Source organism: Stenotrophomonas sp. As-7 (assembly GCF_030291015.1).
In the GTDB taxonomy this organism is placed as follows: Bacteria; Pseudomonadota; Gammaproteobacteria; order Xanthomonadales; family Xanthomonadaceae; genus Stenotrophomonas; species Stenotrophomonas lactitubi.
The window spans coordinates 3508028-3520302 of the sequence record NZ_CP127405.1 but is presented as its reverse complement, the minus strand read 5'-3'; the positions used below and the strand labels follow the sequence as shown (position 1 = coordinate 3520302).

General features: G+C 65.9%; 11 protein-coding genes. 4 read left to right on the top strand and 7 right to left on the bottom strand.

Annotated features, from left to right (window positions below; all coding sequences use genetic code 11):
• Positions 1–80: 80 nt before the first annotated feature.
• The gene (locus QP457_RS16215) at positions 81–1784 is read right to left on the bottom strand and encodes a glycosyltransferase family 39 protein (protein WP_205406395.1); all 1704 of its coding nucleotides are present in this window, start codon (positions 1782–1784) and stop codon (positions 81–83) included.
• Between the two features lie 132 nt (positions 1785–1916).
• Here QP457_RS16215 and QP457_RS16210 point away from each other — a divergent pair, with 132 nt between their 5' ends.
• Together QP457_RS16210 and QP457_RS16205 are read left to right on the top strand one after the other, a co-directional pair.
• Positions 1917–2627: a response regulator transcription factor gene (locus tag QP457_RS16210; protein ID WP_205406396.1), complete on the top strand. Its 711-nt coding sequence runs from the start codon at positions 1917–1919 to the stop codon at positions 2625–2627.
• Positions 2617–3897: a HAMP domain-containing sensor histidine kinase gene (locus QP457_RS16205; RefSeq protein ID WP_180166226.1), complete on the top strand. Its 1281-nt coding sequence runs from the start codon at positions 2617–2619 to the stop codon at positions 3895–3897. Before QP457_RS16210 ends, QP457_RS16205 begins: the two co-directional genes overlap by 11 nt.
• A gap of 87 nt (positions 3898–3984) precedes the next feature.
• On the opposite strand, the gene QP457_RS16200 is transcribed toward QP457_RS16205, so the two are convergent.
• Complete coding sequence (locus QP457_RS16200) at positions 3985–4374, bottom strand: VOC family protein (protein WP_205406397.1); 390 nt, start codon at positions 4372–4374, stop codon at positions 3985–3987.
• Between the two features lie 156 nt (positions 4375–4530).
• Here QP457_RS16200 and QP457_RS16195 point away from each other — a divergent pair, with 156 nt between their 5' ends.
• Positions 4531–5787 (top strand): DUF819 family protein, encoded by a 1257-nt coding sequence (locus QP457_RS16195; RefSeq protein WP_180166229.1) that lies wholly within the window; start codon positions 4531–4533, stop codon positions 5785–5787.
• Between the two features lie 566 nt (positions 5788–6353).
• On the opposite strand, the gene QP457_RS16190 is transcribed toward QP457_RS16195, so the two are convergent.
• Both QP457_RS16190 and QP457_RS16185 read right to left on the bottom strand, forming a co-directional pair.
• Positions 6354–6578, bottom strand: coding sequence for a CstA-like transporter-associated (seleno)protein (locus QP457_RS16190; RefSeq protein ID WP_089236433.1), 225 nt, complete (start codon positions 6576–6578; stop codon positions 6354–6356).
• Complete coding sequence (locus QP457_RS16185) at positions 6578–8659, bottom strand: carbon starvation CstA family protein (RefSeq protein ID WP_025877093.1); 2082 nt, start codon at positions 8657–8659, stop codon at positions 6578–6580. Before QP457_RS16185 ends, QP457_RS16190 begins: the two co-directional genes overlap by 1 nt.
• A gap of 269 nt (positions 8660–8928) precedes the next feature.
• Between QP457_RS16185 and QP457_RS16180 the strand changes: the two genes are divergently transcribed.
• Positions 8929–9780, top strand: coding sequence for a pirin family protein (locus QP457_RS16180; RefSeq protein ID WP_205406321.1), 852 nt, complete (start codon positions 8929–8931; stop codon positions 9778–9780).
• Positions 9781–9864: 84 nt separating this feature from the next.
• Here QP457_RS16180 and QP457_RS16175 read toward each other — a convergent pair whose 3' ends face one another.
• The 3 genes from QP457_RS16175 to QP457_RS16165 all read right to left on the bottom strand — a co-directional run bounded on the left by QP457_RS16175 (position 9865) and on the right by QP457_RS16165 (position 12222).
• Complete coding sequence (locus QP457_RS16175) at positions 9865–10323, bottom strand: hypothetical protein (RefSeq protein WP_180166231.1); 459 nt, start codon at positions 10321–10323, stop codon at positions 9865–9867.
• Positions 10324–10517: 194 nt separating this feature from the next.
• Positions 10518–11237, bottom strand: a complete 720-nt coding sequence (gene aqpZ / locus QP457_RS16170) for an aquaporin Z (protein WP_089236428.1) — start codon at positions 11235–11237, stop codon at positions 10518–10520.
• A gap of 121 nt (positions 11238–11358) precedes the next feature.
• Entirely contained in the window at positions 11359–12222 is an 864-nt protein-coding gene (locus QP457_RS16165) for a pirin family protein (protein WP_099818932.1), read from the bottom strand.
• Positions 12223–12275 lie beyond the last annotated feature (53 nt).

Here is a 12275-nt window from a genome sequence, read left to right as displayed (position 1 = left end):
CATGCTCGTCACTGGCATGTCGGAGAAGGGTCGTACATGCGTTTGCGCCGGGTTAATACGCACCCGGCGCAGATCGTCGTTCAGTCTTCATCGTCGTTGGCGCCGGCGCGTTCGGCGTGGCACGCCGGGTCCCACGCAGTCCCCGGAAGCAACTGCCAACGATTGCGGTTTGCAACACCGATCTCGATGACCTGGGCCGGATCGACACAGGGGCTCATCGCCTCGTCCAGCACCAGCAACCAGCGCTTGTCCGGGGCCTCGGCCAACCATGGGCCCGCGTCGTGCCACTGCTCCGCCCACGGCCGCTTGAAGCCGAACTCGCGCACCGGCCGGTCGGCCTGCAGCAGGTTCTGTTCGCGCCAGGCCACCAGCGCAAGTTCCGCATCGGGCCCGATCCGCGTACCCACCCGGCGCATCACCGCCGACGCCGAGGCATAGGGGTCCAGCGCCGGTATCAGCACCAGTCCATACAGCATCCACAGCAGGCCGTGGGTGAGCAGTACGAGTGTGGCCGCGCGTCGCACCCGCAGCCATACCGCCAGCGTCGCCACGGCGATGGCGAAGGTCAGCAGGCCGTCGCCGAATACGGGCAGCAACGTGTCGGGCATCGCCCGCCGTGCCAGCTGCGCCTGCGCCCAGGGGCTGTCGGTCAGCATCATCACGCCAAGCGCGCCGGTAGCCAGCATCAGCAGCAGGCTGTAGCCGAACAGGTAGCGGCGCACGCACAGGCGACGCAGCAGGCCGGGCAGCAACGGTGCCACTGCCAGTGCCATCGCCGGCAACATCGGCAGCACGTACACCTCACGCTTGCCGGGGCTGGCAGTGAAGAACAGCAGGACCAGCGCGGCCCAGCCCAGCAGCAGCCATTGGCGCTGGTCACCGCGACGCAGGCGACGCCACCACGGCTTGATCATCAGCGGCAGCAGCAGGGCGCCGGGCAGCCACAGGGTGGCGATCACCTGCAGGTAATACCAGGCCGGCTGGCGATGGTGCCAGGCGTTGGCATAGCGGGTGCCGGTCTGCTTGAACAGCAGCTCGTGTGCGTACGATTGCAGCGATGCACTGGGTTCATGCAGCAGCGCCCAGCCCAGCGGCGCCAGCCATACCGCGGTGCCCAGCAGGAAGGCCGGGACCAGCCACAGCAGGCTGGCCGGGTGGGGGCCGTCCACCACCTGGCCTCGACGGCGTTGGTACAGCCACCAGCCGAACCAGGGCAGCACCATCAGCAGCGGCAGGAAACCCACACCCTTGGTCACCGTGCCCACGCCAGCGGCGAAGCCGGCCAGCCACAGCGCCGGCAGGTTGCGGCGCTCGCAGAGGTGGCGCAGCAGGCCCCACAGGGCCAGCGTGGTCATGCCCACCAGCACCATGTCGATCTGCGCGCGCTTGGCCATCAGGCCGAACTGCAGGGTGCAGAACAGTGCACCAAGTGCATACAGCGAATGGCGTGGCGACCAAAGCCGGCGCGCCAGGTCCGAAACCAGCCACAGGCTGAGCAGCGCGGCCAGCAGCGACGGCAGCAGGAACGACCACTGCCAGCTGCCGACCACCTGATGGGCAGCGGCCTGCAGCCACATGAACACCGGCGGCTTTTCGGCGTACAGCTCACTGCCCCGGTGCGGCAGCAGCCACTCGCCGCTCTCCACCATGGCCCGCGCGGCCAGTACGAACCGTGGCTCGTCCGGTGGCTGCGGCTGGCGCATGCCAAGACCGGCAGCCAGCGCCATCACGATCAGCAGCCACAGCAGGGGAAGGTGCCAGCGGCGGGGCAGGGCAACGGGCACGGGGGGCTCCGGCAGCAAAACGGCCATTCTGATGAGGGGCACGTGGGAAAGCCGTCGGAGCCGCCGCCATGGCGACCGCATTCCGACATCCGCGGCGCTACCATGGTGGCACTTCCCGTGGATGTTTCGTGCATGCGCCTGTTGGTGATCGAGGACAACCGCCAGCTGGTGGCCAACCTGTTCGACTACTTCGAGTCGCGCGGGCATGTGCTGGACGTTGCCCCGGATGGCATCACCGGCCTGCACCTGGCCGGCAGCCACCCGTACGACGCGGTGATCCTGGACTGGATGCTGCCGCGCATGGAGGGCCCGGAGGTGCTGCGCCGGCTGCGCTCCGAGCACGTCTCGGAAGTGCCGGTGATCATGCTGACCGCGCGCGACGAACTGCCGGACAAGATCGCGGGCTTCCGTGCCGGCGCGGATGACTACCTGACCAAGCCATTCGCCTTGCCGGAACTGGAAGTGCGCCTGGAGGCGCTGCTGCTGCGGGCGCAGGGCCGGAATCCGCGCAAGCGCTTGCAGGTGGGCGACCTGGTGCTGGACCTGGCGACCCTGGAGGCGCAGCGTGCCGGCCAGGTGCTGCACCTGTACCCGGCCTGCCGCAAGCTGCTGGAAGTGCTGATGCGGGCCAGCCCGGGTGCGGTGACCCGGCAGCAGCTGGAATTCGCCCTGTGGGGTGATGAGCCGCCGGATGGCGACCTGCTGCGCTCGCATGTGTACGAGCTGCGGCGCAGCGTGGACGGCCCGTTTGCCGACAAGTTGATCCACACCCTGCCTCGGGTCGGTTACCGGCTGGCGTCGACTGCAGGCGCCGACGTACGGAACGATGACGATGGCGCGTAAACCCGGGCCGCTGTACCGGCGGGTGGTGTGGTGGCTGCTGGGCTACCTGGCGCTGATCTCGCTGGCAGTGTTCAGCGTGGGCAACTACGTGCACGAACACGCCGAGCATGCCGCGTGGCGCGCGCTGCTCAATTCGGAACTGGACAGCATTGTCGATCACACCGAGCACGAGCCGCACTATCGCTGGCAGGATTCGGACACATTGAGCCTGTTCCGCTTCAACGAAGCCAACATGCCCGCCAGCCTGCGCACCCTGCATCCGGGGTTGCATGACGGAGTGATGATCGGCGAGCGCGAGACGGCGGTGATGGTGCGCGATACCGGTTCGATGGGACGGGTTGCGCTGGCCCTGGACATCTCCGATTTCCACGACCTGGAACAGTTCGCCACACGCTGGGTGATGCTTGCCGGCATCATCATGATCTTCGTCACCGTGTTGATGGCCTCGTTCGGCATGGAGCGCATGGTGCGCCCGCTGAGCCTGCTGGCCCAGCACATCGGTGCACTGCGGCCTGGCGTGCAGGGCCAGCGCATCGACGTCGATCCGCGCGGTAGTTCCGAGCTGCATACCATTGCCGATGCGCTGAACGATTACCTTGATCGCAACGAGCAGTTCGTCGAGCGTGAGCGGGTGTTCATCAGCACCACGAGCCATGAACTGCGCACGCCGATCGCGGTGATGACCGGTGCCGCCGAGCTGGCCCTGGAGCAGCCGGGCCTGCCCGAGCGCGCACGCCAGCAGATGCAGCGCGTACTGCGCACCGCGCAGGGTGTCGAGCAGCTGATCGAGTTGTTGCTGGTGCTGGCGCGTGATCCCGCACGTCTGGCCAGCCGCGCCGAGCGCATCGCCCTGGACCAGCTGCTGCCGGAGATCGTCGACGACCATCGCCATCTGCTGGGCGACAAGGACCTGAGCATCGGCATCCAGGCTGCGCCGGTGGACATCGTTGCACCACTGGCCGTGGTGCAGGCAGCGATCGGCAACCTGCTGCGCAATGCCATCGAGAACAGCGGGCGCGGTCATATCGAGCTGCGCCTGACCTCGGCAGCGGTGTTGACCCTGCAGGACCCCGGCCATGGCATGAGTCCGGAAGAGATCGCTGCGATCCACGCGCGGATGGCACGCGGGGAGCGTGGTGACCGCGGCGGCATCGGCCTGGAACTGATCGCGCGGCTGTGCGAACACCTGGGCTGGACCCTGCAGCTGCAGCCCTGCGAACCGCGCGGCACCCTGGCTTCGCTCGACTTTGGTACATCGCGGCCAGGCTGACCTGTCCGTCGACCGAGGTCGACGCCTACCAGGCAATGGCCGCGTGCGTTCTGGTAGGTGCCAACCTTGGTTGGCACGCTGGCCGCGTCACCGCGCCGTCGGCCGCGCCACATGCTGGTCGATCAGGATCACGTTGCCGTCGGGATCAGCCAGCTGCAGGTAGCCCGTGCCCTGGCCATCAGGATCGGTGCGGAGCGCCAGTTCAATGCCCTTGGCATCCAGTTCGGCCTGTATCTCGCGGACGTCCTGGAAGGATGCCAGTTCCTGCTTGTGCTGGTCCCAGCCGGGATTGAAGGTCAGCAGGTTGCCCTCGAACATGCCCTGGAACAGGCCGACCACGATGCCGTTGTTGCGCAGTACCAGCCAGTTCTGCGCCGCATCACCACCGGTTACCGAGAACCCGAGCGCCTCATAGAACGCACGCGAGGTGGCCAGGTCCTTTACCGCCAGGCTGACTGAAAAAGCGCCGAGTTGCATGGGGCAGGCTCCAGAAGGGAATGCTGCGATTCTCGGCAGGCCTGCGCGTTGCCGCAAGCAGCGCAGCATGACCCTGCGTGAAGACTATGTTAATTTCGACCCGCGCCGCTTATGCGGCGCTTTTCTTTTCCGCTCTTTCGATCGACAGAGGATCCCATGCCGACCGAACCCGCTACCGCTACTGCCCTGATCAGCAACGACATCGTTGGCCTTGGTCTGATTGCCGCCACCCTCGCCCTGATCTTCTGGGCTGCCAGCGGCCCAACGCCCTTGCTGAAGAAGATCTTCGCCTGGGTACCCGCACTGCTGCTGTGCTATTTCATCCCCGCCATCTACAACACCGCCGGTGTCATCGATGGCCACAACACCTCGTTGTACAACCCGGTCGCACGTGACGTGCTGCTGCCGGCGGCATTGGTCCTGCTGACCCTGTCGATCGACCTGAAAGGCATCGCCAAGCTCGGCCCGAAGCTGCTGCTGGTGTTCTGCGCCGGCACCGCCGGCATCATGCTCGGTGCCATCGTCTCCTTCCAGGTGATGAAGCTGATCCATCCGGAAACCGTCGCCGGTGACACCTGGGCCGGGATGGCTGCATTGGCCGGCAGCTGGATCGGCGGCGGCGCCAACATGGTCGCCATGCGCGAAGTGTTCGGCACTGATGCCACCACCTTCGGCCAGTTCGCCGTGGTCGACGTGGCCTGCGCCAGCCTGTGGATGGCGATCCTGCTGTTCATGGCCAACCGCGCCCAGCAGATCGATGCACGCAACGGTGCCGACACCCGCGCCATCGATGAGATGAAGGCACGCATCAGCGCCTACGAGGCGCAGAATGCCCGCATCCCGAGCATGACCGACCTGATGGTGATTGTCGGCGTGGCACTGGGCGGGGTCGGCCTGGCCCATGCCATCGCCGCACCGTTGTCCGGCTGGTTCAAGGCCAATGTCAGCTGGGCCAGCCAGTTCAGCCTCGACAGCCAGTTCGTCTGGGTGATCCTGTTGTCCACCGCGATGGGCCTGACCCTCAGCTTCACCCGCGCACGGCGGCTGGAAGCGGCCGGTGCTTCGCGCCTGGGCACCGTGTTCCTGTACTTCCTGATCGCCTGCATCGGCATGCAGATGAACCTGCTCTCGCTGCTGGATCGTCCGTGGTTGTTCCTGCTCGGTGCGATCTGGATGGCCACCCACGTGCTGGTGCTGTGGATCGTTGCCAAGCTGGTGCGCGCGCCGCTGTTCTTCTTCGCGATTGGCTCCCAGGGCAACATCGGCGCCGCTGCCTCGGCACCGGTGGTGGCGGCAGCGTTTCATCCGACGCTGGCGCCGGTAGGCGTGCTGCTCGGCACGGTCGGTTATGCCACCGGTACCGGACTGGCATACGTGACCGGGCTGATCCTGAAGTGGATGGCCAACGGCTGAGTAGTCCAGCCGGCCAGCGCCCGGCACCCGCGGTAGTGCCGGCCGCTGGCCGGCAACCTCAACGGCAACAGCCGAAGCAACAGCAACAGCGGGCTATCCGTGGGATGGCGAGGTGGGTCCGGTTGCGGGGGACGCCGTAAACCCATCCCTGGGGGCTTGGCCGCGGCATCCATGCCGCGGACACCCCCGCAACCGGACCCACCCCGCCTCCGACAGTTTTCCGCGATCTGCTGGATCCATCCCATCCCTGGATGAATTCCATCGGTCTCCATGAACAAAGAAGGGGTCGGATCCGTTTTCCAAGGAAAACGGATCCGACCCCAGATGTTTCGCGCCGTCACCGGAAATCTGTCAAAGGCGGGGCGGTGTGGGCTTGCAGGACCGTTGGCGCCATGGATGGCGCCATCGAGCCCCCATGGACGGGTTTACGGCGTGTCCTGCAAGCCCACACCGCCCCGCCAACCAAACAGAACCCCAGAGCCGACGCTTCGGCTGCTGCCGTTGCCGTTGCAGTTGCCGTCGCTTCTGCGGGCGCCGGGCTGCAAGCCCGGCACCCACTTCACACTTCAACAGCAGCGACCGCCGTTGCGCCCGCCATACCGCGCTTCCTGCCGCTCGCGGAAGAACGTCTTGTAGTCCATCGGCTCGCGGTCCGGATGCTTCTCCCGCACATGCCGCACATAGTTGTCGTAGTCGGGAATGCCGCAGCACAGTCGTGCTGTCTGCACCAGACGTCGCCATAGGCGGCGATGCGCCTGGTACTGCCCCACCGGAACCAGTTGCGTACTCATTACAGGTCCACCATTTCATGCGGCTTGAGGGCCACGTACGGGGTCTCGCGGTCGCTGCGCTGCGGATTGCGGCGCGCCGCCACGATCGTCTTGATCGAATACACCAGCACCGACGCCACCACCAGCAGGAACAGCGCAGTCAAGCCGGTGTTGACGTAGGCGTTGACCACGATCTGCTGCATCTGTGCGACCGACTTCGCCGGTGCGGTGATGGTGCCGCTGGCCAGGGCGTCCTGGAACTTGTGTGCCTGGGCCAGGAAGCCCTGCGCCGGGTTGCTGTCGAAGATCTTGATGAAGCCTGCATAGGTGGTGCAGATCAGCAGCCACACTGCAGGCACCGCAGTGACCCACGCGTAACGGTCACGCTTCATCTTGAACAGCACCACCGTGCCCAGCATCAGCGCGATGCCCGCCAGCATCTGGTTGGAGATGCCGAACAACGGCCACAGCGTCTGGATGCCGCCGAACGGATCGACCACGCCGGTGTACAGCAGGTAGCCCCACAGCGCCACGCAGCCGGCGGTACCGATGATGTTCGCGGTCCACGACTCGGTCTTCTTCAGTGCAGGAACGAAGTTGCCGAGCAGGTCCTGCAGCATGAAGCGACCGGCACGGGTACCCGCATCCACAGCGGTGAGGATGAACAGTGCTTCGAACAGGATGGCGAAGTGGTACCAGAACGCCATCATCGCGTCGCTGCTGCTGGGGATCGCCTCATGCAGGATCTGCGCGATGCCCACCGCCAGCGTCGGCGCACCACCGGCACGATGCAGGATGGTCGGTTCACCGATCGCTGCGGCCGTGGCGGTCAGCTGTTCGGGGGTGATGGTGAAGCCCCAGGTATTGGTGATGTAGTGCGCGGCCGAGGCCGCATCGGCACCGATCACCGCCGCCGGGCTGTTCATCGCGAAGTAGATGCCCGGATCGATGATCGAAGCGGCCACCAGTGCCATCACGGCAACGAACGATTCCATCAACATGCCGCCGTAGCCGATGTAGCGCATGTGCGCTTCATTGGCCAGCAGCTTCGGCGTGGTACCCGAAGAAATCAGCGCATGGAAGCCCGACACCGCGCCGCAGGCGATGGTGATGAACAGGAACGGGAACATGCCGCCCTTCCACACCGGGCCGTCGCCGCTGGCGGCGAACTGGGTCAGTGCCGGCATCTTCAGTTCCGGCATCACCACCAGGATGCCGATGGCCAGCGCGATGATCGTGCCGATCTTCAGGAAGGTCGACAGGTAGTCGCGCGGTGCCAGCAGCAGCCACACCGGCAACACCGAGGCGACGAAGCCGTAGCCGATCAGCATCCAGGTGATCTGGGTGCCGGTGAAGGTGAAGGCCGGGCCCCAGGTCGGGTCTGCTGCCACCTTGCCGCCGAACCAGATTGCGGCCAGCAGCAGCACCAGGCCCACCACCGAGATCTCACCGATCTTGCCTGGCCGGATGTAGCGCATGTAGACGCCCATCAGGATCGCGATGGGCATCGTGGCGATCACCGTGAACATGCCCCACGGGCTTTCCGCCAGTGCCTTGACCACCACCATCGCCAGCACGGCCAGGATGATGATCATGATCAGGAAGGCACCGAACAACGCGATGGTGCCGGGCACCTGGCCCATTTCCTCGCGCACCAGGTCACCCAGTGAGCGGCCGTTGCGGCGGCTGGACAGGAACAGGACCATGAAGTCCTGCACAGCGCCGGCCAGCACCACGCCGACCACCAACCACAGCAGGCCGGGCAGGTAGCCCATTTGTGCGGCCAGCACCGGGCCGACCAGCGGGCCGGCACCGGCAATGGCGGCAAAGTGGTGGCCGAACAGCACGTGCTTGTTGGTCGGCACGTAATCCAGGCCATCGTTGTTGATCACCGCCGGGGTGGCCCGGGTCGGATCGAGCTGCATCACCTTGTCGGCGATGAACAGGCTGTAGAAGCGGTAGGCGACCAGGTACAGCGATACCGCCGCCACCACGATCCACAACGCATTGATGTGCTCACCGCGCCGCAGCGCCACCGTACCCAGGCAGAACGCGCCGAGCAGGGCGAGGGCCGCCCAGCCTATTTTGGAAAAACCTTTCATGAGGTGCTCTCTCCCGGAAAGACAGGCAAAGAGTCCCGCGTGCCCCTGGCAGGGTCAATGTGCACGGGACCATTCTGCGGTAGTACTTTGGTCGTACATGGGGGTGGCAGGTGGCGATGTTCCCTCGCTGCCCACAACGCAGGCGGTGCCGGCGTGCGGACATGACATGCGGCGAACACCAGGGATGGAACAATCGGTTGCGACGGCATCCATTGGCGTTGCGCGCCGCAGCGTCCATTTTTACTGGCATCCATCCAACAGGAGTCACCATGAGCCTTCCCGAGCCGGTCCGCGTCCTGCGCACCATCCGTGGCATGCCCACCTCCGACGGTGCCGGTGTTCGCCTGACCCGGGTCATCGGCGGTCCGTCGCTGCCCGACCTTGATCCGTTCCTGCTGCTCGATGAGTTCGGCACCGATCGTGCCGAGGACTACATCGCCGGTTTCCCCGAGCATCCGCATCGTGGTTTCGAGACCGTCACCTACATGCTCGATGGCCGCATGCGGCATCGCGACAATCACGGCAACGAAGGCCTGTTGACCCCGGGCAGCGTGCAGTGGATGACCGCCGGCCGTGGCCTGGTGCATTCGGAGATGCCCGAGCAGGAAAGCGGGCAGATGCGCGGCTTCCAGTTGTGGGTGAACCTGCCGGCGCGCGACAAGATGACCGCGCCGAAGTACCAGGAATTCGCTCCCGAAAAGATTCCGGTGGTGCGGCCGGCCGAAGGCGTGCAGGTCAAGGTGATCGCCGGTACGGTCGAGGGAACGGCGGGCCCGATCGCGCAGCCCGCCACCGATCCGCTGTACCTGGATATCGAACTGGCCGCCGACCGCGCCTGGACGTATGTGCTGCCGGAAGGCCACAACGCGTTCGTCTACGTGTTCGAAGGCGCGCTGACGGTGGGTGAGCAGGATGCTGCGCGCGACGTGGCACGGCAGGAACTGGCGGTGCTGGGCGGCGGCGAGCAGCTGCATCTGTCGGCAGGTGCTGACGGTGCGCGGTTGATCCTGGTGGCGGGTCGACCGCTGCGCGAGCCGGTGATGCGCCACGGCCCGTTCGTGATGAACACCCGCGAAGAACTGATGCAGGCCTTCGTTGATTTCCAGGAAGGCAGGTTCTGAGGGGCAGCGCCGGGCCATGCCCGGCGGATGCCCGGTGTACTGGATCCTGCGGGGACGCTGCCAAGCAGTCATCCCCGCACCCTCTCAGCGGCCGTCGGCCACGGCAGACGGCGTCAGGTTCATGCCCTGCGCAAGCTGCTGCAGTGTGCCCAGTTCCTGGGAGCTGTCGGGATACAGCGCGATCTGCGCGTAGCGACCCTTGTCCAGCTTGACCACGCTGATGCGGCGTTCGGCATAACCCGGTGGCTCCTGGCCGCCCAGATCCGGCTGATACCAGTACATCGATTCACCGGCAAAGCTGCCCTTTTCCTGGCGCAGCGAGCGGGTCAGGGGAATGCCCGGATCGCGCTGGCTGAGCATCAGGCTCAGCACTTCGCGACCGTCGCCGGTGGCCGCACGGCAGATCAGGAAACCGGACTGTACCTGCTGCTGCCATTGCAGGCCGCTGCTGGCGGGCAACGAAGGGCATTCGACCGGGGCCTGCGCGCAGGCAGACGCCGCAACGAACAGCAGGCTCGACAAAACAACAGGCGCGAACTTCATGCATCCCCCAAGGTGACGTGTCGTTGGCACCGCCGGTCACCGGCGGCCGAGGCATCCCATCCCCGGATGCCGTTCTGCCCGGCACAAGCACGGGCGGATGACCAGACCTTAACGGAACGTGAGCGATCGCACAAATCGCGGTTACATCCGTAACCATTGCGGCCGAAGGTCGGCCGCAATGGCACGGTCACGGCTCAGCGGTCGTTGCCGATCCACTTGTAGATGATGCCGCCGATCGCACCGCCCAGCAGCGGGGCGACCCAGAACAGCCACAGCTGGCCGGTTGCGCCGCTGCCGGCGAAGAAGGCCACCGCCGTGGAGCGGGCCGGGTTCACCGACGTATTGGTGACCGGAATGCTGATCAGGTGGATCAGGGTCAGGGCCAGGCCGATGGCCAGCGGCGCGAAACCTGCCGGCGCCTTGCCATGGGTCGCGCCCATGATCACGATCAGGAACACTGCCGTGAGCACCACTTCGCACAGGAACGCGGCCGCCACGCTGTAGCCACCGGGTGACAGCGCACCATAGCCGTTGCTGGCGAACGCACCCGCCTGACTGCCATCAATGGCGAAGCCGCTGGCACCGGAGGCGATCTGCAGCAGGATGAAACCCGCCAGCAGGCCGCCGGCCACCTGGGCGATGATGTAGGGCAGCAGATCCTTGGTCGGGAAGCGGCCGCCGGCCCACAGGCCCACGCTGACGGCCGGATTGAAGTGCGCACCGGAGATATGGCCGAACGCGTAGGCGCCGGTCACCACGGTCAGGCCGAAGGCCAGCGCCACGCCGAGGAAACCGATACCCAGCGGATTGCCGTCGCCACCGAACTTGGCGGCCAGCACGGCACTGCCACAGCCACCCAGAACCAGCCAGAACGTGCCGAGGAACTCGGCGGACAAGCGTTTACCCATGCTCATGTGTTGCACTCCTTTGACGGTCGAAAGTGTGATTTATGTCACATTTCAGTGATCAGCGGGTGACTGTAGCGTCAACGCCGGGTGCAGGGATACACCCTCGGATGTGTGCAACACGCGATGCTCAATGCTCGGGCAGGGGAATGAATTCCTTGTCGTCGCCGGGAATGGTGCCGAAACGCCCGGCTTCCCAGTCGTGCTTGGCCTGCTCGATACGTTCCTTCGAACTGGAAACGAAGTTCCACCACAGATGGCGCGGGCCATCCAGCGGCTCGCCACCGAACAGCATCGCCTTCACTGGCGTCTTCGCGCGCAGGCGGCCGCGCGCGCCGGCTTCGGGAATCACCAGGTGCTGGGCCGGAATGTCCACGCCATCCAGCTGCGCTTCGCCCTCGAGGATGTACAGCGCACGCTCGCGGTGACCATCATCGATGTCGATCTCTGCATCCGGGTCGAGGTCGATCGCCACGTTGAGCGTATCGGCGAACACCTTTACCGGCGACTCCTCGCCGTAGGCGCGCCCGGCGATCACCCGCAGCCAGGCGCCGTTGCGACGCTGCTCGGGCAGGGTGGCAGCCGCATGGTGGTAGAACGCCGGTTCGATTTCCTCATGCGACTTCGGCAACGCTACCCAGGTCTGCATGCCGTGGATCGGGTTGTCATGGTCGCGATCGGGTTGCGGCGTGCGCTCGGAATGGGCGATGCCGCGGCCGGCGGTCATCCAGTTGACGTCGCCGGGGCGGATCACCTGGTCCGAACCCAGCGTGTCGCGGTGGCCGATGGCGCCCGACCACAGATAGGTGACGGTGGCCAGGCCGATATGCGGATGCGGGCGCACGTCGATGGCCGTACCGGGGTGCATGAGTGCCGGGCCCATCTGGTCGACGAACACGAACGAACCGATGCTGCGGGCCTGCAGGGTGGGCACTGCACGGCGCACTTCCAGGCCGCCGATGTCGTGTACGCGCGGGGCGATGATGGTGGTCATGCGGGCGTTCTCGCTGGCAGGGATCAAGGCGGTCAGGATCGCATGCTGTCGTG